A 21,858-nucleotide genomic window follows, 5' to 3' on the forward strand; every position below is an offset into this window, starting at 1 on the left:
GAGCATGATCCTCCCCGTGGGGAAGCCGCCGGCGCGCGGCCGCCTCTTGGGGCGCATCGGCACGCGCGCTGCCGTCATCCTCGTGTTGATGTTCTCGGTGCTGGCTTTCCTCGCCGGCAATTCCCTGGTGCTGCTGACGCGCCAGGGCGCCATCATCGAGCAGATGGGCGTGCGTGACCGCGCGGCGATCGAGGCGGTGGACGATTTTTCGAATGATGTCGCGGATTTCGCGCAGGCCTTCGCCGCCGTGCTGGCGGGCGTTCTGCCGCCCACCGTGACGGCGCCGCGCATGCAGCGCAACGCGGCGGGCATCACCGAGAGCTTCGAGCTGCTCTATGGCCTCGTGCAGGCGCGGATTGATCCCGTCGCCGCCGCCGGTGCGCGGGACATGGCCGCCCGGCTGCCGGATCTGGGCGAGCGTGTGCGCGATGCCTTCGCCCGCCGTGCCCGCGACCAATACGCGCCCCTCCAGGAGGAGTGGCTGGACATGGTGGTCGCCTTCAACACGCTGGCCAGCCTTGCGCGCGGCATCGCCAAGGCGGATGCGGATGCCAATCTCAACCGGGCGCATGCGCTGCAGGCGGAGGGGCGGAAATACACCTATGTCGCGGCCGGGATCGGGCTGCTTGGCCTGGGCCTCGTGTGGTTCGTGCTGGTGCAGTTGACGGCGCGTCCGCTGTCGCGCCTCGCGCGGTCGATGCAGCGCCTGGCGCGCGGCGATGCCGAGGTGGAAGTCTCCGAAGCCGGCCGGCTGGACCAGGTGGGGGAAATGGCCCGCGCGGTGGAGGTGTTCAAAACCAACCTCGCCAATTCCAACCGCCTGATGGAGCAGGCGCTGGAAGGGGCACGCCGCACCGCCGTCGTCACCAACCAGGCCAGCCAGGCCATCGGCCAGGTCAGTGACGGCGCGATGACGCAGCTGGCCGAATTGCGCCAGGTCTCGGACGCGCTCTCGCACACGGCCGATGCGGTCGCCGATGTGGGCCGCAGCACGCAGCAGGCGCGCGATACCGCGAGCGAAGCGCAAAGCCTGCTGGGCGAAAGCCTGGAGAAGGTGCGCCTGCTCATCGAGACGGTGGATGCCGTGGGCGAGGATACCGAGCGCGTGACCCGCATCGCCGGCACCATCGCCAAGATCGCGACGCAGACCAACATCCTCGCGATCAACGCCGCCATCGAGGCGGCGCGCGCGGGCGAGCATGGCCGCGGCCTTGCCGTGGTGGCGGAGGAGGTGCGCGCGCTGGCCGCGAATACCGAGGCCTTGGCCCAGGAAATCGCCGATGTGGTGCTCGCCGCCGGCCGGCGCACCCGCGAAGGGGCGGGAACCGCCGCCGCCGTGGGCGAGGCGATGGACGGCTTCGAGCGCCTGACGGGCGAGTCCGCGCGGCTGGCGGCGGCGATCGCCGTCGCCATGGAAGAACAGCAGACGACCGTCGCCTCGCTCGATGAGCGCGTGGCGACGCTGACCCGCATCGGCCAGTCCAACGCGACGGCCGCCGAGGAAATCACCGTGACGATGATTGATCTCTCCCGCCTCGCCGCCGAATCGCGGCGCGCGGTGGAAAGCATGGCAGCACGACCGGAATGAGCGCCGAAATCCTGGTGGTGCCCGAAATTCTTGTTGTTGATGACAGCAGTTTCAACCGGCTGCTGCTCAAGCGTCGCCTCGCCGAACTCGGCTACCCCGAGCCCGCGATGGCAGCCAATGGGGTGGAGGCGCTGGCCGCCATCGCCGCCAAATCCTTCGATGTGGTGCTGCTCGATCTCGAAATGCCGGAACTCGACGGCATCGGCGTGCTGGAACGGCTGCACACGCAAAGCAACGCGCCGCCGGTGATCGTCATTTCGGCCCAGACCGAGATGTCGGGCGTGATCCGCTGCATTGAGCTCGGCGCCGAGGATTACCTGCCGAAATCCTTCGACCCCCCCCTGCTCCGCGCGCGGCTTCAGGCGGTGCTGGAAAAGAAGCGCCTGCGTGACCTCGCAGCCGAGCGGCTGCACGCGCTGGAAGCCGAGCTGGAAAGCGCGCGCCGCGCGCAGCTCTCGCTCGTGCCGCGTGATTTCGCAGCGCTCTCACGCGGGAGCCTCACGGTCGCGGCGCATATGGAGCCGGCGCGTGAGGTGGGGGGCGATCTCTACGACATGCAATGGATCGGCGCGCATCACCTGATGTTCGTGGTGGCGGATGTGGCGGGCAAGGGCGCCTCGGCCGGGCTGACCATGGCGCGCAGCATGGGTCTGATCCGCGCGGGCGTTCGCCTTGCCGCCGCGCGCGGCGAGGTCCCGGACCCGGCCGATCTGCTGACGCTCGCCAATGGCGATCTCGCCGCCGATAATCCCGACATGACCTTCGTCACCGCCGCCCTCGCCATTCTTGAGGCCGGGACGGGGGCGGGGCGCATCTGCGTCGCCGGCCATGAGGCGCCGCTGCGCCTTTCGGCGGCCGGGGTGCAGGTGATGGGCGGCTACCGGATCCAGCCGCCGCTCGGCATCATCGAGGACCTGCCCTACACCAGCGCCGCCTTCACCCTGGCCCCGGGCGAAGCGATGCTGCTGCTCAGCGATGGCGTGACCGAGGCGCATGACATGGAGGGCGGGTTGTTCGGCAAGGAGCGCGTGCTGGCGGCCCTGGGCCATGAGGCGGAGCCGGCCGCCGCCATCGCGGCCCTGCTGAAGGATGTCGCGGATTTCGTGCGCGAGGCGCCGCCGGCCGATGACGTGACGGTGCTGGCCGTGCGCTACGCCGGCTGAGCGGCAGGCAGGGCGCTCTCCAGGCTGTCCGGCTCCAGCAGCAGCACGGGCTCGCCATTGCCCAGCACGCCCACGCCGCCCACGCCCGGGGTGCCGGCCAGGGCCGGGTGCAGCGGCTTGAGCAAGAGATCCGTCCGCCGCCCCACGCGTTCCACCGCCAGCGCCAGCAGCCCCGCCGGGCGGCGCACCAGCACGATGGCGCTGCTCTCGGCGGCGGGGAGATGCAGCACGGCTTCCAGCGTGGTGATGGCCTGCCCTGGCGAAACCTGCTCGGGCCGCATCACCGCCTCCACGCGGCCGGCGGGCAGGGCATAGGGCTGGCCGCCAGCCTCCACCAGCAGCACGGGCTGCATCGCCGCCGTCAGCGGCAGGTCGAGCACGAAGCGCGTGCCCTGGCCGGGCTTGCTCTCCACCCGCACGGCGCCACCGGCGCGGCGCGCCGCGTCCTGCACCACATCCAGCCCGACGCCGCGCCCCGAGGTCTCGCTGATGGCGTCCCGTGTCGAAAAGCCGGGCAGGAACAGCAGCGCGTGGATTTCCGCCTGGCTGAGCCGCGTGGCCGCCTCGGCGCTGATCAACCGGCGCGCCAATGCGCGGGAGAGCACAGCCGCGTCATCAATGCCGCGCCCATCATCGGAAAAGCTCAGAACCAGGCGGCCGGGCAGGCGTTCCGCCACCAGCAGCAGCCGCGCCGTGGCTGGCTTGCCGGCGGCGATGCGCTCCTCCGCCGTCTCGATGCCGTGGTCCACCGCATTGCGCACCAGATGCAGCAGCGGATCGGCCAGCAGGTCGGAGAGGCTGCGGTCAATCTGCACCTCCTCACCCACCACTTCGAGGGCGACGAGCTTGCCCTGCGCCTCGGCCGTGGCGCGCAGCACGCGGGGCAACCGCATGGCAAGGCTGGCGAAGGGCATGACGCGCAATTCCAGCACCGCCTCGTCGAGCTGGCCGAGTGCGATGGAAAGCCGGCCATGGGCGCGTTCGGCGGCGCCCGTCGCGGCGCGCAGCCGTTCCAGCGCGCTGGCCAGCCGCGCCGCCGTGCCGGGCGGCAGCGCGGCCTGCAAGGCGGCCAACTCCTCGAAGGCGCTGCGGGCCTGCGGGGCGGCAATGGCTTCCCCCAAGGCGAGTGCGGCGGCGCGGAGTTCCGCTTCCAGCGCGATCACAGCGTCAATCCGATCCTGCCGCACGCGCATGGTGGGGGCCGGGGGCGGGGCATCGGCGGGCGTCAGGTCGGTCAGTGCGCCGCCATCGGGGTCGGCCTCGGCGCGCAGCGCGGCGAGTTCGGCGGGGGGAAGGTCACTGGCGAGAAACAGGTCCAGCGCCTCGGGCGGGCCGGCGCTGCCCAGCACCTCGCCCGCGCGGCCGAGGAAGGGTTCGGCGATGGCCTCGGCGGTGGGCAGCGGCCCCAGGCGCAACCGCCAGATGCGGCGCCCGGCGGCCATGGCGGCGGCGGCGCGGGCATGGGCCGAAGGCGGCAGGGCGGCGGCCAGCCCCGGCGTCAGCGGCGGTGGCGCGGGGCGCAGGCGTTCGGTCAGCGGCGCGAGGCTGGGGGCGGCGAGGGCGGCCGCGAACGCCGCGCGGGCTTCATCCAGCCGCTGTGCCGGCTCCTCGCCCAAGCGCACGGCGAGGTCCTGGATTTGCCGCGCCAGAAGCTCGGCCTGCTCATCGCCCAGCGCATCGGCGGCGGCGGCGAGCTGTTCGGCGGCGCGGGCCAGCGCGGCGCGGGGGCCGGCCAGGGCGGCGCAGGTGGCCTCGGCCTGGGCGCGCAAATCGCCCTTAAGGCGCGGCACGGGCTCCCCGGCCGGCAGCAGCATCAGCGCCCGGCGCAAGCGGCCCAGCGCCGCCAGCGGGTCACGCGCGGCAGGGATGGCCTCCAGCAGCAGGGCCAGGCGCGGCAATTTGCCGTCCCGCGCCAGGGCCGCGAGGCGCGGGGCACGGCCAGGCTCGCCTTGCAGCCGTGGCAATTCATCGGCAAGGCGGGACGCGAGGGTCGCGCGCAGCGGGTCCTCGCGCGGGGCCACCGCGGCCGGCGCTTCCGGCCTGCCTTCGGCCAGCGCGCCGAGGCGGGCCAGCAGGGTGGCGGGTGGCGGCAGGTCCTGGCGGCGTTCCAGCAGGGCCAGGCGCTGGCCACGCAACGCATCCACCGCCGCCAGGAGTGCCGCGCGCACCGCCGGATCGAGGGTGAGCCGCCCGGCGCGGGCCAGGCCCAGCACATCCTCGGCCTTGTGGGCCAGCGTGCCGATGCCGTGCGCGCCGATGGCCGAGGACATGCCCTTCAGGCTGTGCATGGCGCGGAACAGCACATCCACCGCGCCCCCGCCGGCAGCGTCGCCGGCCAGGCCCGCCTCCAGCGCATCCAGATGCTCGGCCGTCTCGGCCGCGAATTCCTGCCAGAGTGGATCGTCGGCTTCCATGGCCTCAGCCTGCCCCCACCGCTTCGCGGGCCGTGGCGAGGATTTCCGCCCCGCTGCGCTCCGCCAGATCCGGCGAGAGCGCGCCCGAGGGCTTGGCGACGGCCGCCCAGGCGCCACGCCGCAGCACTTCCAGCGCGGCCGGGCTGCCAGGATGCGCGGCCGAGGAGACAACCACCACCTGGCCATGGCCGCTCAGGGCCCATTCGGCCAGGAAGCCCATGCCATCCAGCACCGGCATCTCCAGATCGAGCAGGGTAAGGTCGGGCTGCAACTCGGCCATGGCGGAGAGGCCCATGGCGCCGTCCACCGCCTCCCCCACCACGCTGAAGCGGGGATCGAGCGCCAGGATGCCGCGCAACAGGCGGCGCATCATGGCGCTGTCATCCACGATGAGGGTGCGGATGGGGCGCGCCTCGGTGGGTTCGTCCTCGGCCAGGGCCCGGATGGCGTCGCGCAGGGCGGGCAGCGATTCCTCCGCCTGGCATTCGCGCAGCCGCGCCAGCAGGGGCGCCATCTCCATGCCCTCGGCCATGGCGACAAGCTGCGCCAGGAGGCGCTGCGCCACCGGCATGTCCTCTGCCACGGCGAGGCTCGCGCAGAGGGCGGCGAATTCCTCGCGGAAGGCGGCCAGCAACTCCTCGTCCATCACGCCCTCCACATGGCACGCAGCGCCAGGCCCAGCGCCTCGGGCGAGAGCGCCTCGGCCTCGGCGACGAGGGAGCTTGCGGCCTGGGGCATGCCGGCGACAACCGAAGTTTCCGTGCTTTGCACCAGGATGCGCCCGCCCTCGGCCGCCAGCGCCGCCGCCCCGGCCGCGCCATCCTGGCCCATGCCGGTCAGCACCACGCCGCAGGCCGCCAGCCCCAGCAGCGCCGCCGAGCGGAACAGCAGGTCGGCCGAGGGATGCACCGCCCCGGCATTGGGTGCGAGGCGCAAGGCAAAGCCGCCCAGCGCCCGCAGCAGCACGCCGTCCGTGGGCAGCAGCGTGGCACTCGTGGCCGTGACGCGCTGGCCATTCTCGGCGACGCAAACCGGCCAGCCGGCCCGTCGCGCCAGCAGCCGGGCGAGTTCCGGTGCCAGCCCCTCCGGCATGTGCTGCGCGATCAGGACGGGCACGGGCAGCGGGCCGCTCGCCGCCAGCAGCGCGGCCAGCGCATCCGGCCCACCGGTCGAGGCGGCGATGAGGATGAGCGGTGGCGGGGCCTGGCCCGCCTGGTCCGGCGGTCCGATCCGCTTCGGCGCGGCCCTGGGGACCGGGAGATCGGTCGCCAAGGGGTATCGTTGCCGCGCCCAATGCCTGAGCCGCCCCCGCAGCGCCTGATCGAGATGACCAAGGTCGAGCCCACCGAGCCCGGCTTCCTTGCTGATGTAGTCGGAGGCGCCGGCCGCGATGGCGGCAATGGCGGCCGGGCTATCCGCCTGGGTGTGCTGGCTGACCATGATGATGGCGGGCGGGTTGGGCAGCGCCATGATCCGCCGCGTCGCCTCGATGCCGCCCAGCACGGGCATTTCGACATCCATCGCCACCACCGCCGGCTGGTGCTGGCGGACGGCGGCGATGGCGGCCTCACCATCCGCGGCCTCGGCCACCACGCGCAGATCGCCCTCTGCCTCGATGATGCGGCGCAGGGCGATGCGCATGAAGGCGCTGTCATCCACGATGAGAACCGGGATGGGGCCGGGGGGCGAAACGCCGGGGGAAGCTGGGCCGGGGAAGAGCGGTTTCACAGCGCGCCGAACCGGTGCGGCGCCAGGACGGGCATGGGGGCGCCACCCAGGCGCGCAAAAGCCGCGACCAGCCCATCACGCTGAGCGAGTGGCGTCACATCGGCGGCGGCCACGGCGCGCACGCCACCGATCTGCTCCACCGCCACCAGCACCTCGGGCCAGAGGGCCAGGCGGATCAGCGGCGCGGGGCCATCGGCCAGTGCTGCGCGGCCGCCCAGCACCAGCCCGCCATCCAGGACCGGCAGCACCGCACCACGATGCGCGGCCAGCCCCGCGATGCCTGGGCGGGGTGTGGGCAGGGGCAGGGTGGCCGGCAACACCGCCACCACGGCTTCGGCCGGCAGGGCCAATTCCATCCCGGCGGCGCGGAACATCACGAGGTGGCGTTGCGCGATGGGGCGTTGCGGTTCCGCATCCAGCGCGGGCGGCGCATAGGCCAGGGCGGCGCGCGCCTCTGGCGTCTTGAGCCAGGCCTGGAAGCCGGCCGCGGCGGCAATGGCGGGGCCGGCCTCGATCCGGCTGGCCGGCAGGGCGAAGCGGCGGCCACCCTCGCGCAGCACCAGCAAGAGGGTCGGTTCTTCCTCGGCCTCGGTCGGGAGGGGCATGCCGGCGGCGAAGCCGGTTTCCAGCACCAGCACCGGCGCGCCCTCGGCCTCGGCCAGCCCGGCGACGCCGGGGGCAGCGCCGGGCAGCGGGCGCAGCGCCGGCATGGGCAGAATATGCTCGGCCAGGGCGGCCGGGATGGCGAGCGCGATTCCCCCCAGCGAGAGATGCAGCGCGGCAAGTCCCATGGCCCGGCGCGGTGGCTGGACGGGTGCGGGCTGTGCCAGCCGTGGTGCGTCGGTGCTGGCGGGGCGGGCGGGCGCCTCGGCCAGCACCGCCTCGCCCTCCTGCAACTTGAACCAGCCACCGCCGGGCAGGGGATAGCTATTCATGCGGCTTGACCCAGACGGCCTCGCCCAGGGGCTTCAGCCCGGCGGGGGGGCGGTCGGTCGGGCCCAGCGCCAGCACGCCGCCTGGCCGGAGGGCCGCGGCGAGCGCGCCCATGACCTGCAGCCGTGCCGGATCGGTCAGATAGATCAGCACGTTGCGGCAGAAGATCACGTCGTAGCCGGGGATTGCGCCGAAACCATCCAGCAGGTTGGCACGGCGGAAATCCAGGCAGCGGCGCAGGCTCGGGTGCAGCCGTGGCGTGCCATCCCCCGCGGCCAGCCAGGGGCGCAGCGCCGCCGGGACGAGGCCCAGCGGATCACCCATGCCCGGGGAGATGATGCCGGCCGCGGCGCTGGCCAGGGCGGGGCGGCAGAGATCGAGGCCCTGGATTTCCAACCCGACGCCTGGCGCCTCGGCCATGGCCTCTATCGCCTGGGCGGCCAGGGTGAAGGCTTCCTCCCCGGTGGCGCAGCCGGCCGAGAGCATGCGCAGGGGCCGGCTTTCGGCACGCGCCCGGCCGAGCGCGGCGGGGAACAGGCTGCCCGCCAATTCGGCCTGGGCCGGATGGCGATAGAGGCGGGTTTCCTGCACCGTCACCGCATCCAGCAGCGCCGCCCAGGCAGGGTCATCCAGATGGGCGGCGGCGGGGTCGCAAGCGGCGACCAGATGCGCCGCCCGCCGCAGCCGCGCCGTCAGCACGGGCGAGGGGGCAAGCCCCGCAAAGGCGCCAAGTGCGGCAACCACCGCCCGGTTCCGGCCGGTCCATTCCTCAGCCAGGGCCGGGGCGGCGGTGCCGGGCGGCATGTTCAGGCCGCCATGTTCAAGCTTGGGCGGCCTCGGCGCGGGTGGCGTAGGCGGGGATGATCTTGTCGAAGCCGCTGATCTCGAACACCTCGCGCACGGGGGGCTGGAGCCCGACGACGGCGAAGCTCGCCCCCGTTGCCTTGGCCTGCTTGGCGGCCTTCAGCAGCACGCGCAGCCCGGCCGAGGAGACGTAGCGGACCTCCGAGAGATCCGCGATCACGCTGGCCTTTTCCAGCATGGTCAGCAGGCGCGTCTCGGTCAGGGCGGCTGTGGCGGTGTCGAGGCGGCCATCCAGGATGGCTACGGCCTTGGCGCCTTCTTGGGTCTCGGTGATGTCCATCAGCGCAATCTCCATGGGTGTCGTGCCGCGTCGTGTCGCGGCAGGATGAAATCAGGCTAGCCCACAATTCGCTGCCTTCAAATGCGCAGCTTCAGGGCTCAATCGCCCAGCGGCAGGGCGCAGACCAGGCGGTTCAGCCCGGCATCGCGCTGATAACGCGCATCGCGGGTCAATTCGCGCACCAGATGCACCCCCAGCCCCCCCACATCGCGCTCCTCCAGCGTGGCCGCCGTATCGGGCGCGGCGCGGGCGAGGGGGTCGTATTCCGGGCCGTCATCCTCGATGGAGAGGCCAAGCTGGCCGTGATCGGGCGTCACGCGCAATTCAAAGAAGCTGGCGCCGGCGGCGTGCATGGCGACATTCGCGGCCACCTCCTCGGCCACCAGGGCCAGGCGGGCGGCAATGCGTGGCGCGATGCCGGCCTCCTCGGCATAGACCTCGAGCGCGTCGAGCAACTGGCTGACGCTGTCGAGCGTCGCTGGCAGGCGCAGGTGAAAGGGCGGCGTGTCCAAGCGCAAGGTTTCCCGCGATTCTTCTGGCTGAGAAATATAGCGAGCTTCGAGGCCGCCTGGATACCTCCGGCTTCAGCCGCGTATCCCGGCTCATCCGCCTGGAGCTTTGCGCCGTGTTTGACTCCCGCAGTCCCGCCGCCGGATGCTGCCGCCAACGGAGGAACTCCATGAACGATGCGCTGCCCGTGGCGGAACGCGCCACGCCATCCGAATTCGAGGCCTATCTGGACGGCATTCGCCGTCTCGTGCGGGAGAAGCTCATTCCCGCCGAGCCCCGGCTGGAAGGCCAGGAAACCCTGCCGGAGGATTTGACGGAATTGCTCCGCCACGCCGGGCTCTTTGGCATTTCCATCCCGATGCGGCATGGCGGGCTGGGCCTGACCATGGAGCAGCAGGTGCGCGTCATGTTCGAGGTGACGCGCGCCAGCAGCGTCTACCGCGCGCGCTTTTCCACCACCATCGGCCTCGGCTCGCAGCCGATTCTCTACAACGGCACCGACGCCCAGCGCGCGGAATGGCTGCCGCGCATGGCAAGCGGCGCGGTGACGGCCGCCTTCTGCCTGACCGAGCCCGAGGCCGGCAGCGATGCGGGCGGGTTGCGCACGACGGCAACGCGCGATGGCGACCATTACGTGCTGAATGGCAGCAAGCGCTACATCACCAATGCCCGCCAGGCGGAGGTGCTGATCGTCATGGCGCGCAGCGAGGCCGGGACGCGCGACGCCGCGGGCATTTCCGCCTTCATCGTGCCCATCGGCACCAAGGGCGTGAGCTGCGGCCCGGCCGACCGCAAGATGGGGCAGGATGGCAGCGCCACGAGCGAGGTGTTTTTCGACGGGGCCCGCGTGCCGGCGGAGAACCTGATCGGCGGGCGCGAAGGGGGCGGCTTCAAGACTGCCATGCGCGGCATCAACCATGCGCGGCTGCATGTGGCCGTCACCTGCGTGGGCCAAGCGCAGCGGCTGATCGAGGAGGCGCTGTTCCACGCGATGAACCGCCGCCAGTTCGGCCAGGCCCTGGCCGAGTTCCAGCTCGTGCAGGCCAAGCTTGCCGACATGCGCGCCGAAACCCAGGCGGCGCGCAGCATGATCCTGGAAACCGCCCGCGCCTTCGATGCGGCGGGCGAGGCGCAGGGGCCGATCATCGCCGACATCGCCTGCTGCAAGCTGTTCGCCTCCGAGATGGTGGGGCGCGTGGCCGATCACGCCGTGCAGATCCATGGCGGGGCCGGGTGGATGCGCGGCAGCGTGGTGGAGCAATTCTACCGCGATGTCCGGCTATTCCGCATCTTCGAGGGTGCTTCGGATGTGCAGCGCATGTTGATCGCCAAGGACATGATCAGGGGGGCCAAAGCATGAAGCGCCGCCTCCTGCTGGCCGCGCCCGCGCTGATCGCGGCACCGGCCTTCGCGCAGCCGACGCAGATCCGCATCATCTGCCCCTTCGCGCCTGGCGGCGCCGGCGACACGCTGGCCCGCTTCGCGGCACAGGCCATCACCGAAGCCACCGGCACGCCCGTCCTCGTTGAGAACCGCACCGGTGCCGGGGGCAATCTGGGGGGCGAATTCGTCGCCCGCGCCGCGCCGGATGGTGCCACCCTCTTGATGATGGCGGCCGCCCAGGCCTCCAACGCCACGCTGTATCGCAACCTCTCCTTCAACGTGCTGCGGGATTTCACGCCGGTCTGCGTGGTGGGCGTGGTGCCCAACCTGCTCTCGGTCCATCCTTCCGTGCCGGCGCAGGACATGGCGGAGTTCCTGGCCTTTGCCCGGGCGCAGCGCGGCGGGATCACCTATGGCTCGGCCGGGATTGGCACCATCCCGCATCTGGCCATGGTGATGCTGGCCCAGCGCGGCGGCTTCGAGGCGACGCATGTGCCCTTCCGCGGCACGGTGCCGGCCCTGACCGAATTGCTGGCCGGGCGCATCCAATCCGTGCTGGAAAACCTGCCGCCCCAGGCGGGGCATGTGCGGGCGGGCGCCATCCGCCCCATCGCTGTCTCCACCGCCGAACGCCTGCCCGACTGGCCAGGCCTTGCCACCATCGGCGAGAGCTTCGCGGGCTTCGAGGCCGTGGCCTGGCAATCCCTCGTGGCGCCGGCCGGGACGCCCATGGGTTTTGTCCGGCGTATCGCGGAGGTCGTGTTGGGGGCGACATCGGCCCAGGCTGCGCGGCTGCGCGGCATGGGCTTCGTGCCTGGCAGCATCGGCCCCGATGTGTTTCCCGCTTTCCTCCAGGCTGAAGTCGCCAAATGGGCGGAAGCCGTGCGTCTTTCCGGAGCCACCGCCGAATGAAAACCCGTGTCACCGAGATGCTCGGCATCGCCTATCCCATCGTGCAGGGCGGCTTGGCCCGCGTCGCCAAGGCGGAGCTTTGCGCGGCCGTCTCGGAGGCGGGTGGGCTGGGGCAGATCGCCACGGCCGGGCTGGAGGGTGCAGCGGCGCTGCGGGCGGAAATCCAGCGCTGCCGGACGCTCACGCAAAAGCCCTTCGGCGTGAATTTCCCGCTGGGGCGCATGGACATCACCGCCATGATGGAGGTGGCGCTGGAGGAGGGCGTGCCCGTCATCGCGCTGACCGCCGGCAACCCGGCGCCCTGGATCAAGCGGATCAATGGCGCGGCGAAGATCCTGGTGCTGATCGCCGGGCCCGAGTTGGCGAAAAAGGCCGAAGCCGCAGGCGCCGACATGGTGGCGACGGTGGGCTATGAGGGCGGCGGGCATCTCGGCCGCTCGGATGAAACGACCTTCGTGATGGTGCCGCGCGTGGTGCGGGCGGTTTCCATTCCCGTCCTCGCTTCGGGCGGCATCGCGACGGGCGCGGGGTTGCTGGCAGCACTCTCCCTCGGCGCCGAGGGGGTGGAGATGGGCACGCGCTTTGTCGCCACGCGGGAAGCGCAGGCGCATGAGAACTACAAGCAGGCCATCGTCAGCGCCGAGCCTTCCGGGACGATGATCATCAAGCGCTCGCTCGGCATGCCGGGGCGCGCGCTGGTCAGCGCCTTTGCGCAACAGATTGCCGCGCGCGAGGCGGCGGGCGCGCCGGCCGAGGAGATCGTGCCAATGATCGCGGGGAGCGTGAACGCCATCGCGACGGATGAAGGCCGCATGCAGGAGGGCTTCGCCTGGGCCGGGCAATGTTCGGGCCTGATCGAGGATATCCCGCCGGCGGGCGAGGTGGTGCGCCGCATGGTGCAGGAGGCGGAGGCCGGCCTGTTGCGTCTGCGCGGGGCGTTTGCTGCCTAGCGGAGGATCGCCCTCCGCTTCGTTCCCAAGGCCGCAAGTCGCGCTGCGCCTTGAGCACTGCCGCCCTTAGCCCGGGCCGCGGCACCCGCCGCCTCGTCGCTTTGTCTTCATCGCATCGCGCCGGAACAATGCAGATCACCCGTGCGAAGCGCGAGCAAGGCGTGGCCAGACAGATTATCGGAGGTTGTATAAGCGAAATAATTTGCAATCCCAGATGTTAATATGCAACCTGAACGGGATATCCGGGAGGGATTTGCCATGCGCTGGTTGTGCTCATCGCGGAGTTTCCTTGCAGCGCTGGGCCTGATGCTGGGTGTGGCGCAGGGCATCGCGGCCGAGCCCCCGCCACCGCCCGGCGTGTCGGAATGGCAAGCCTATACCCGCCGCTACCTCGCACCCGAAGGGCGCATCATTGACACGGCCAATCGCGGCATCTCGCACAGCGAGGGGCAGGGCTACTCCATGCTGTTCGCGGTGCATTTCGACGATCGGGCGCGCTTTGACCTGATGTGGAACTGGACGCGGCGTGTCCTGATGCGCCCGAGCGACAGCCTCTTTGCCTGGCGTTTCGATCCGAATAGCCGCGTCGGTGTCAGTGACACCAACAACGCGACCGATGGCGACATCTTCATCGCCTGGTCCCTGCTCATGGCCTCGGAGCGCTGGCAGGTGCCGGAATACCGGGAGGCCGCGCAACGCATCACGGCGGATATCCTGCGCTGCTGCGTCATCGAGTTCCGCGGCCGCACCCTCATGCTTCCTGGCGCGCGCGGCTTTCAGGATGGCGAGGGCGTGATCATCAACCTCTCCTACTACGCTTTTCCCGCGCTGCGCGCTCTCTCACGCGTCGTGCCCGATGCGCGCTGGGTCGCGCTGGAGAGTGACGGCCTGCGGCTGATGAACGAGGCGGGCTTCGGGCGTTGGCAATTGCCGCCCGACTGGCTCCTCCTGCCCTCCCATGGGGGACCTCCGACACCGGCGAGCCGTTGGCCGAACCGCTTTGCCTGGGATGCGGTGCGGGTTCCGCTGAATCTCGCCTGGCAGAATCTGCAGGCGGTTCCCCTGCCGGCCTCGCGTGGCTTCTGGGACTTTCCAGGCCATCCGCAGCGTCCGCCGGCCTGGGTGGATCTGAGCACCGGCAGCATCTCGCCCTATCCGGGTCATGCGGGGGTGCGCGCAATTCATGCCCTGGTCCGCAGCCGCTTTGGCGAGCCCTTCGGCCCGCCGCTGGGCGTTGCGGATGCGCCCGATTACTTCGGCGGCGCCCTGGTCCTGCAAACGCGCATCGCGCCGCATATGCCGCTGGAGCCCCCCGCCGTGATTCCGGAAGTCACAGCGCCCCAGGCTTCGCGCGTGGACCGCTTGATGGATGCCGCGCAATCCGCCTGGTCCAGATGGCGAGGTGGCGATGCCGACCCGCCGCCAGCGCCGGAATCTGCCCAATGGGCACGCTTCAACCTCGCTGAACCCTCCCAGGTGCGCGGCGTTCCGGGCGGGCTTCGCGGCCTGACGCCACCGCGATGACCGCCCCCTCCCGCCGCCATCTGCTGGCCGCCGCCTGCATGCTTCCTGGCTTGGGCAGGGCGCAGGATTTGGCCGCGACTGATCTCTCCATTGTCCTGGCGGGAGAGAGCCCCAGGCTCGGTGCCTCGGTGATGGATGACCTGTTCCACAACAACAACCTGGCCTTGCCGGTCGGCACGCTGCGGCAAGAGGTGACCCCCTGGATCGCGGGCGATCTGCATGAGGAGGTCGAGGCCGGGCTGCCCGGCATGGATGCCGTGCTGACCAATGCCGCCGGCTTTGCCCTGGGAGCAGCGCGGGATCTTTGGCACGCGCTGCCCGCGCGGTTGCTGGACGCCAATACGCCGCATCTTTCGCCCGCCGGACAACTGGTCCAGGCGCGGCTGGGGGAGGCGGGGCTGGTGGTCGGCACCATCCCTGGCGGGCCGGTGCTGGTGCACCGCCGGTCCGTCCTGCCGGTCGCGCCGCGCAATGCGGCGGCGCTGCTCGACTATGCGCGGGAAAATCCGCGTCGCTTCCAATACACGCGCCCCGGTCAATCGCGGTTCGGCCAAGCCTTTATCACGAGCATGCCCTATCTCCTGAAGGATCCGAACCCGCTCGACCCGGAGAATGGCTGGACCGGGAGTTGGCCCTACCTGCTGGAACTGGGGCGCGCGGCCCGCTTTTACCCGAGCTCCGGCCGCGCCGCCGCCGAGGAATTTATCGAAGGCAGCGTGGAACTGATGCCCGCCCTGCTGGGCTCCTATCTGCTGGGAATGGCCACTGGCCTGCTGCCGACCGATACCATGTGCACGCCCTTCGACGATGTGCCATTGGTGCCCCATAGCCTGATCCTGGTGGTGCCGCGCGGCGTGCCGGAGCAGCGCCTGGCCCTGCTTGACCCTCTGATCGCCTTCATGCGCGAACCCGGGCCGCAGCGCCTGATCTTCGGGCGCGGCCTCATTCCCGGAAATCCGGCCCGCGATGGAGCGAGCTTGGACCTGAGCGCGAATGATCGCCTCTGGACGGCGGCCATGACACCCGAACTGGCGGCCTCCCTGACCGGCCGGCCGACCGCCCCGCCACTTGATCCGGCGGCCGAAGCCGCGATGCTGCGGCTCTGGGATGACCGGATCGGCTCGCGCTATGGCGAGACGCTTTGACTCAATCCAGCACCGCCACCGCCTCGATCTCCAGGAGGAAATTCGGGCGTGGCAGGGAATAGACGATGGCCGTGGTGCGTGCCGGATATTTCCCGTCGGGGAAGTGCGCCGCGTAGATGCGGTTCATCTCCTCGAAATCCTCGCGCCGCGTCAGCAGCACATTCACCTTGGCCACACGGTCCCAGCCGGCACCCACGCTTTCCAGGATGCCGGTGATGGTGGCCATGGTCTGCTTCATCTGGGCCGGAAAATCGCCGATGGCGAGCTTGCCCTGCTCGTCATAGGCGGGGATGCCCGAGATGAAGAGCAGGTTGCCCACCTTCACCGCGGGTGAGAGCGGGGCCGCCACCTTGAACTGGCCCTCGACGAAAACATGCTCCAGCGGCGTTGTCATGTGCGTTTCCTTTGCGATCCGTTACCTGCCGCGAGGCGGCTGCGCCGCCCGGCCACCGGATGATCACTCCACCCGGATATTGTTGGCGCGGATGACCTGCGCATAGGTCTCTGTGTAGCGCCGAATCTCGATGCCGAATTCCGCACCGGGCTTGGCAAGGACGGTGAAGCCCAGCTCCTCCAGCCTGCCCTTCACTTCGGGGCGGTTGAGGGCGGTGAGCCAGGCTGTTTCAAGCCGGGCGCGGGCCGCGGCGGGGACATCCGCACGGGTGATCAGGCCGAACCAGCTATCCGAGAGCACCAGCGGGAAGCCCAGCTCCGCCATGGTCGGCACATCGGGCAATTCTTTCACCCGCCGCTCGGCCGAGATGGCGATGGGCCGCATCTGGCCGGCCTGCGAGGGCTGGATGATATCGGGCAGGTTGGCGAACATGAATTGCAGGCGCCCGCCGATCAGGTCGGTATAGGCCTGCGGGGCGCCATTATAGGGCACATGCGTGGCACTGATGCCGGTCAGCTCGCGGAATTGCTCGCCGCCAAGGTGGTTGGAGGTGCCGATTCCGTAGGAGCCAAAGGCGAGATTGGCCCCGGCGCGCTTCCCGGCGGCCACGAAGCCGGCGAAATCCCGCGCGACGGAGGGGTGCACCACCAGCACATGCGGCACCACGGTGGCCATCACCAGCGGCGCGAAATCACGCATCGGGTTGTAGGGCATGCTCGGCCGCAGCGTGATGTTCGCGGCGAAGCTGTTGGCGATCATGATCATGGTGTGGCCATCGGCGGGCGCGCGCGCCACCTCCTGCGTGCCGATCACGGTCGCGGCACCCGGCCGATGCTCGATCACCACGGGCTGGCCGAGATCCTGCTGGAGGATTTGCTGCACGGGGCGCACCACCGTGTCCATCGTCCCGCCCGGCGTGAAGGGGATGATGACGCGGATCGGCTGGGTGGGCGCCCAGCTGGCCTGGGCGCTGGCGGGTTGAACCCTGGCGAGGCCAGGCGCGGCAAGAACCATGAGGCCGGCGGCGCGGCGGGAGACATGGGGCATGGCATCATCCTTTTTGAGGCGCGCGGCAGCATGCGCTTCCTCAGCCACTCCAGGTCAACCGGTCCAGAGACAATTTCCGCGAACCGGCGCAAAAAAGCGCAAAAATCGGCCAGCTCGTCTCAGGCTTTGGGCAGAACGCGCTCACTGAAAACGCCGCGGCAGTCCATTTCATATTCGAGATCCACCACCGGCGGCCGGCAGAATTGCCAGGTGAGGCCATGCCGCGCAGCACCCCGCACCACCAGTTCCTCGGCGAGGAAGGGATGCAGGTCATGCACGGTATAGGCCTGCACGCCCGTCGTCGCCGCCCAAGTGAAGCCAAGGGTGGCCATGCGCCGCTCCATCTCGGCCAGCACCCATTGCGCCTTCTTGCGCAGGCCGGCCGGTGAGACATCCCCCAGCGCCACGGTGTTGTCGCGATAGCTGCCCTTGCCCTCGGCCGATTCGCCGCTGCCCGCGACCACGAAGCTGGGCGCTGCCGCCGCATCGGGGATGGTGAAGGTGAAGGCGTGGAAGCTGGGTGCGGCCGGCTTGTGCAACTCGGGGCAGACATTGCTGCGGGCCACGGGATTGAGCCCCTCCTGGAAGATGCCCCACTCCGTCAGCACCGCGCCGTATTCGCGATTGAACGCCTCGAACCCCGCCTCGGTGAAGGGGGCGGGTGAACGCAATTCGCAAGCGCAAAAGGACTGCTTTGGCCGGCCCGCCGCCTCCAGCACCTGCGCGATGCGGGCGAAGCCTTCGGCCATGGGCAAGGGTTCGGCGAAGCGGACGCGTTCCAGCCGGAAGCCTGGCGCCGCCGCAACGCCGGCCGAATACTGATAAACGCCCGGGATGAAGCGGAACCCGCCCAGGGCGGCAGTGATGGTGGCGGACATGGTCTCTCCTGATCGCTTCCTGCGATGCTGAACCGCTGGGCGCGGGGCGGCAAGCCGCGCCATACTCGCGCATCGCCGAAGGAAACCCGCCCATGCCGCTCCATCGCCGTGCCCTGGCGCCGCTTCCGGCGCTCGCCGCTCCCCCCGCCATTCCCCGCGCGGCGGCGCAGCCGCGCTGGGCGCCGGAGCGGCCGGTCACGTTTCTGGGCCCTTTCGCCGCCGGTGGGTCCTTTGACCTCACGCAGCGCGCCCTTGCCCGCCCGCTGGAGCCGTTGCTGGGCCAGCCGGTCGCGGTGGTGAACCGGCCTGGCGCGGGCGGCACCATCATGCTGGCGGAATTGCTGCGCGCCAGGCCCGATGGGCAGACCATCGGGCTGCTCAGCGTGAACAGCAATGCGGTGGCGCCGCAACTGCAGGACCTGGCCTTTGATCCGGTGGGGGATTTCCAGCCGCTCTGGGCCTATGGCGCCTTCCTCACCTTCATCGTGGTGGCGGCGAATGCGCCCTTCGCGAGCCTGCCCGAGATGATCGCCTTCGCCCGGCGTGAACCGGGGCGGCTTTCCATCGGCGTCGCGGCGCTGGGGAGCAACAGCCATCTCAACATGGCCCGGCTGGCCGCCGAGGAGCAGCTCGAAGTCACCTTCGTGCCCTTCACCGGCGGCGCCCCGGCGACGACGGCGCTGCTGGGCGGCCATATCCAGTGTGCGGTGGTCTCGGGCGAGGTGCTGCCCAGCGTGCGCGATGGCGCGCTGCGGGCGCTGGCCATCCTGAACGCCGAGAAATCGGAGGAGTTCCCCCATATCCCGACGCTGCCGGAGCTCGGCTATTCCTGGTCCTCACGCCCCTGGATCGGCGTGGGTGCGCCGCGCGGCCTGCCCGCCCCCATCCTCGCGCGCTGGGTCGAGGCGCTGATGGCCGCCAGCTTGCAGCCTGATTTCCTGGAGGCGATGCGGCGGCTGGCCATCGCGCCCCTTCGCCTCGGGCCGCAGCCCTTCGCGGCCCTGATGGCTGAGAGCCTGCAGGAACATGAACGCATTGCACGCGCGATCCGGATCGGCCGTTTTGCCCGATAGCCGACCTCTCGGCCTCTTTCGCGCTGCCGTAGACCCAGGAAAGCCGCATCCCCAACCAGGACGGAGCAGCCCCTGTTGGGCTCAGATGGGGCCTTCCGGGGCCAGGATATCGGCCAGGGCCATGACTGTCAGGCTGCCATCCACGCGGAAGGCGACGCTGCCCTCATCTTCGCCATTCCAGGCCCGCCCGACCACGGCGCCAATCACCGGCAGCCAGGATGAGGCGGCGAGGGTGGGGCTGATCCGGGCGATCAGTGTGCCGCGGTCATCATGCATGGCCGTCACATGCTTGGCCCAGACGCCCTCGCCCAGGCTTGATTCATCGTCCGGGGCCTCACGCGTCAGGATGCGGAGCAATTCCCGGACCCGGCCATCCGTCCGGGCGAGGCGTTCGAGCCGCCAGGGCTCCTCATCGGCGTTATGCGCAGACATGGCCGGATAAACTGGGCGCACCTGACTTTTCCCTCAGCACGTCGGAGGCGGGCGCCGGAAAACTCGCCGCCTGTTCCACTTCAGGCCAAGAGCGGGGGCCATGTCCCAGGCCAACTCTGCATGAACATGCAGTCAGGCGAAAGCAATATTTATGAAGGAATGTGACAATTCTCAAGAGCGAGGCGTGCCAAATCAGAGACTTCCAAGACATGGAATCCTCATGCTTCGCCGAAGACTCATGATCAGGAAAGGAAAGTCACACAGTGTTGCTGCCCGGCCTGCTGGGTCGGCGCGCCGTGGCCCAGCAGGGGCTGATCTGAACAAGGCGAGCGATGACGGGCAACCTGCCGGCTTGCGGCCATGCGCGCCAGCGCCGCGCCATGGCGCTTGTCCGCCCCCATCCGGGCGCCCGCCTGACGAAAGAAGCATCAGTGCAAACGGAAGTGTCTGAACGGATAAAGCTGTTTGAAAATCAATAGGCCAGAGATTTTTCCATGAGCCCTTGCGAGCGGAGCAACCTCTAGGTCTTGGGGCCGGCTTCCGGGCGCGGCAGGTCGCGGAAATAGGGGATGACCTCCCCCTGGAGCTTCATGGTCAGCGGAAGCCCATTGCGGCCCACCTGCTTGCCCATGATGAGGCGGACCCAGCCCTCGCTCACGCAATACTCATCCACATTGGTGCGCTCGACGCCCTTGAAGATGATGCCCACGCCGCGCTCCAGTGCCTTGGCGTCATGGAACGGGCTTTTCGGATCGGCCGCGAGGCGATCGGGCGGGGTGTCGAGGGGCGTCTCGGGGGGCGTCTCGGGGGACATATCGGGTGGGGATGCGTCGGACATGGGCGCTTCCTAGACCCATTCGGGGGAAATTGGCCAGCGAGGCGGGTTGCCCTTATGTCTGGGCCATCAACCAGAACCGGTGCCGCCATGACCCGTTTCCGCAATGCTCCCGCCATCCGCAGCCCGCGCGGCCTGGACATCACCTGCCGCCAATGGACCACCGAGGCGGCGATGCGCATGCTGATGAACAACCTGGATGACGAGGTGGCGGAACGCCCGGGCGAACTCGTCGTCTATGGCGGCATCGGCCGCGCGGCGCGCGACTGGGACAGCTATGAGCGCATCGTTGCCAGTCTGAAGACGCTGGAGGCCGACCAGACGCTCTGCGTGCAATCGGGCAAGCCGGTCGGCGTGTTCCGGACCCATGCGGATGCGCCCCGCGTGCTGATCGCCAACTCGAACCTGGTGCCGGCCTGGGCGAATTGGCAGCATTTCAACGAGCTCGATCGCAAGGGTCTCATGATGTACGGCCAGATGACGGCCGGTTCCTGGATCTACATCGGCAGCCAGGGGATCGTGCAGGGCACCTACGAAACCTTCGTGGAGGCCGGCCGCCAGCATTTCGGCGGCTCGCTCGCCGGGCGCTGGATCCTGACGGGCGGCTTGGGCGGCATGGGCGGGGCGCAGCCCTTGGCCGGGGTGTTTGCCGGCGCCTCCGTGCTGGCGGTGGAGTGCCAGCCCAGCAGCATCGAGAAGCGGCTGCAGACCAAATATCTGGACTACCGTGCCGATGACCTCGACGCCGCACTCGACATGATCCGCACGGCCTGCGCCGAGAAGCGCGCCATCAGCGTCGGCCTGCTCGGCAACGCCGCCGAGATCTTCCCCGAATTGGTGCGGCGCGGCGTGGTGCCCGACATCGTGACCGACCAGACCTCGGCGCATGATCCGGGCAATGGCTACATGCCCGCTGGCTGGACCCTCGCCGAGTGGCAGGCGAAGCGCGAGAGCGATCCGGCGGCTGTCTATGCCGCGGCCAAGCGCAGCATGGTGCAGCATGTGCAGGCCATGCTGGATTTCCAGAAGATGGGTGCCGCCGTGCTGGATTACGGCAACAACATCCGCCAGATGGCGAAGGATGAGGGCCTGGCCAATGCCTTCGATTTCCCGGGCTTCGTGCCGGCCTATATCCGCCCGCTGTTCTGCCGCGGGATCGGCCCCTTCCGCTGGGCGGCGCTGAGCGGCAACCCGGACGACATCGCAAAAACCGATGCCAAGGTGCGCGAGCTGATGCCGCATGACACGCATCTGCACCAATGGCTCGACATGGCGAAGCAGCGCATCGCCTTTCAGGGCCTGCCCGCGCGCATCTGCTGGGTGGGCCTGGGTGATCGGCACCGCATCGGCCTCGCCTTCAACGAGATGGTGGCGGCGGGCGAGATCGGCCCCGTGGTGATCGGCCGCGACCATCTGGATTCCGGCAGCGTGGCCAGCCCCAACCGCGAGACGGAGGCGATGCTGGATGGCTCGGACGCCGTTTCCGACTGGCCGCTGCTGAATGCGCTGCTCAACACCGCGAGCGGCGCCACCTGGGTCTCGCTGCATCATGGCGGCGGCGTCGGCATGGGCTATTCGCAGCATGCGGGCATGGTGATCGTGGCCGATGGCACGCCCGATGCCGCGCGCCGCCTGGCCCGCGTGCTCTGGAATGACCCGGCGACGGGTGTCATGCGCCATGCCGATGCGGGCTATGACATCGCGCTCGATTGCGCGCGGGAACAGGGGCTGGATCTGCCTGCCATCCTGAAATAGCCCGCTGCCAATGCAGATCCTGTTTCTCCATCAGAACTTCCCGGGGCAGT

21 protein-coding genes are annotated in these 21,858 nt (G+C 70.0%); 9 read left to right on the forward strand and 12 right to left on the reverse strand.

What is annotated here, in order from left to right; genetic code table 11:
- Positions 1-16 precede the first annotated feature (16 nt).
- Both LHU95_RS05950 and LHU95_RS05955 read left to right on the forward strand, forming a co-directional pair.
- On the forward strand, positions 17-1,588 hold the full coding sequence (locus LHU95_RS05950) for a methyl-accepting chemotaxis protein (protein ID WP_248710455.1): 1,572 nt from the start codon (positions 17-19) through the stop codon (positions 1,586-1,588).
- Positions 1,585-2,751, forward strand: coding sequence for a SpoIIE family protein phosphatase (locus tag LHU95_RS05955; protein ID WP_248710456.1), 1,167 nt, complete (start codon positions 1,585-1,587; stop codon positions 2,749-2,751). Before LHU95_RS05950 ends, LHU95_RS05955 begins: the two co-directional genes overlap by 4 nt.
- Here LHU95_RS05955 and LHU95_RS05960 read toward each other — a convergent pair.
- From LHU95_RS05960 to LHU95_RS05990, 7 genes are all read right to left on the reverse strand, one after another.
- Entirely contained in the window at positions 2,739-5,165 is a 2,427-nt protein-coding gene (locus tag LHU95_RS05960; RefSeq protein ID WP_248710457.1) for an ATP-binding protein, read from the reverse strand. The two genes, LHU95_RS05955 and LHU95_RS05960, sit on opposite strands and share 13 nt — an antisense overlap.
- A 4-nt stretch (positions 5,166-5,169) precedes the next feature.
- The gene (locus LHU95_RS05965) at positions 5,170-5,811 is read right to left on the reverse strand and encodes a response regulator (RefSeq protein WP_248710458.1); all 642 of its coding nucleotides are present in this window, start codon (positions 5,809-5,811) and stop codon (positions 5,170-5,172) included.
- Positions 5,811-6,893 (reverse strand): chemotaxis protein CheB, encoded by a 1,083-nt coding sequence (locus tag LHU95_RS05970; protein WP_248710459.1) that lies wholly within the window; start codon positions 6,891-6,893, stop codon positions 5,811-5,813. The genes LHU95_RS05965 and LHU95_RS05970 overlap by 1 nt, the downstream gene beginning before the upstream one ends.
- Positions 6,890-7,828 (reverse strand): chemotaxis protein CheW, encoded by a 939-nt coding sequence (locus tag LHU95_RS05975; protein ID WP_248710460.1) that lies wholly within the window; start codon positions 7,826-7,828, stop codon positions 6,890-6,892. Before LHU95_RS05975 ends, LHU95_RS05970 begins: the two co-directional genes overlap by 4 nt.
- The gene (locus LHU95_RS05980) at positions 7,821-8,630 is read right to left on the reverse strand and encodes a CheR family methyltransferase (protein ID WP_248710461.1); all 810 of its coding nucleotides are present in this window, start codon (positions 8,628-8,630) and stop codon (positions 7,821-7,823) included. Before LHU95_RS05980 ends, LHU95_RS05975 begins: the two co-directional genes overlap by 8 nt.
- 16 nt (positions 8,631-8,646) lie before the next feature.
- Positions 8,647-8,970 carry an STAS domain-containing protein gene (locus LHU95_RS05985; protein ID WP_248710462.1) on the reverse strand — a complete coding sequence of 108 codons (324 nt, stop codon included), beginning with the start codon at positions 8,968-8,970 and terminating at the stop codon, positions 8,647-8,649.
- A 98-nt stretch (positions 8,971-9,068) separates the two neighbouring features.
- A complete protein-coding gene (locus tag LHU95_RS05990; protein WP_248710463.1) occupies positions 9,069-9,482 on the reverse strand; it encodes an ATP-binding protein in 414 nt (137 codons plus the stop codon).
- A 167-nt stretch (positions 9,483-9,649) separates the two neighbouring features.
- Between LHU95_RS05990 and LHU95_RS05995 the strand changes: the two genes are divergently transcribed.
- The 5 genes from LHU95_RS05995 (at position 9,650) to LHU95_RS06015 (ending at position 15,394) form a co-directional block, all read left to right on the forward strand.
- On the forward strand, positions 9,650-10,840 hold the full coding sequence (locus tag LHU95_RS05995) for an acyl-CoA dehydrogenase family protein (protein ID WP_248710464.1): 1,191 nt from the start codon (positions 9,650-9,652) through the stop codon (positions 10,838-10,840).
- On the forward strand, positions 10,837-11,775 hold the full coding sequence (locus LHU95_RS06000; RefSeq protein WP_248710465.1) for a tripartite tricarboxylate transporter substrate-binding protein: 939 nt from the start codon (positions 10,837-10,839) through the stop codon (positions 11,773-11,775). Before LHU95_RS05995 ends, LHU95_RS06000 begins: the two co-directional genes overlap by 4 nt.
- Positions 11,772-12,725, forward strand: coding sequence for a nitronate monooxygenase (locus tag LHU95_RS06005; RefSeq protein ID WP_248710466.1), 954 nt, complete (start codon positions 11,772-11,774; stop codon positions 12,723-12,725). The genes LHU95_RS06000 and LHU95_RS06005 overlap by 4 nt, the downstream gene beginning before the upstream one ends.
- A gap of 258 nt (positions 12,726-12,983) precedes the next feature.
- Complete coding sequence (locus tag LHU95_RS06010) at positions 12,984-14,249, forward strand: glycosyl hydrolase family 8 (RefSeq protein ID WP_248710467.1); 1,266 nt, start codon at positions 12,984-12,986, stop codon at positions 14,247-14,249.
- Positions 14,246-15,394, forward strand: a complete 1,149-nt coding sequence (locus tag LHU95_RS06015; RefSeq protein ID WP_248710468.1) for a hypothetical protein — start codon at positions 14,246-14,248, stop codon at positions 15,392-15,394. Before LHU95_RS06010 ends, LHU95_RS06015 begins: the two co-directional genes overlap by 4 nt.
- A gap of 1 nt (position 15,395) precedes the next feature.
- Here the strand turns inward: LHU95_RS06015 and LHU95_RS06020 are convergent, their stop codons facing one another.
- From LHU95_RS06020 to LHU95_RS06030, 3 genes are all read right to left on the reverse strand, one after another.
- Positions 15,396-15,788 carry a RidA family protein gene (locus tag LHU95_RS06020; protein ID WP_248710469.1) on the reverse strand — a complete coding sequence of 131 codons (393 nt, stop codon included), beginning with the start codon at positions 15,786-15,788 and terminating at the stop codon, positions 15,396-15,398.
- 63 nt (positions 15,789-15,851) lie between these two features.
- Positions 15,852-16,835: a tripartite tricarboxylate transporter substrate binding protein gene (locus LHU95_RS06025; RefSeq protein ID WP_248710470.1), complete on the reverse strand. Its 984-nt coding sequence runs from the start codon at positions 16,833-16,835 to the stop codon at positions 15,852-15,854.
- Positions 16,836-16,954: 119 nt separating this feature from the next.
- Positions 16,955-17,713 carry a hypothetical protein gene (locus LHU95_RS06030; RefSeq protein ID WP_248710471.1) on the reverse strand — a complete coding sequence of 253 codons (759 nt, stop codon included), beginning with the start codon at positions 17,711-17,713 and terminating at the stop codon, positions 16,955-16,957.
- 92 nt (positions 17,714-17,805) lie between these two features.
- On the opposite strand from LHU95_RS06030, the gene LHU95_RS06035 reads away from it, so the two are divergent.
- Entirely contained in the window at positions 17,806-18,786 is a 981-nt protein-coding gene (locus tag LHU95_RS06035) for a tripartite tricarboxylate transporter substrate binding protein (protein ID WP_248710472.1), read from the forward strand.
- An 81-nt stretch (positions 18,787-18,867) separates the two neighbouring features.
- On the opposite strand, the gene LHU95_RS06040 is transcribed toward LHU95_RS06035, so the two are convergent.
- Together LHU95_RS06040 and LHU95_RS06045 are read right to left on the reverse strand one after the other, a co-directional pair.
- Positions 18,868-19,239, reverse strand: coding sequence for a hypothetical protein (locus tag LHU95_RS06040; RefSeq protein WP_248710473.1), 372 nt, complete (start codon positions 19,237-19,239; stop codon positions 18,868-18,870).
- 499 nt (positions 19,240-19,738) lie between these two features.
- On the reverse strand, positions 19,739-20,032 hold the full coding sequence (locus LHU95_RS06045) for a DUF3297 family protein (protein WP_248711509.1): 294 nt from the start codon (positions 20,030-20,032) through the stop codon (positions 19,739-19,741).
- A gap of 111 nt (positions 20,033-20,143) precedes the next feature.
- Between LHU95_RS06045 and hutU the strand changes: the two genes are divergently transcribed.
- A complete protein-coding gene (gene hutU / locus LHU95_RS06050) occupies positions 20,144-21,808 on the forward strand; it encodes a urocanate hydratase (RefSeq protein WP_248710474.1) in 1,665 nt (554 codons plus the stop codon).
- Positions 21,809-21,858: the final 50 nt, after the last annotated feature.

Origin of the sequence: Sediminicoccus sp. KRV36, from assembly GCF_023243115.1 — a bacterium.
GTDB lineage: Bacteria > Pseudomonadota > Alphaproteobacteria > Acetobacterales > Acetobacteraceae > Roseococcus.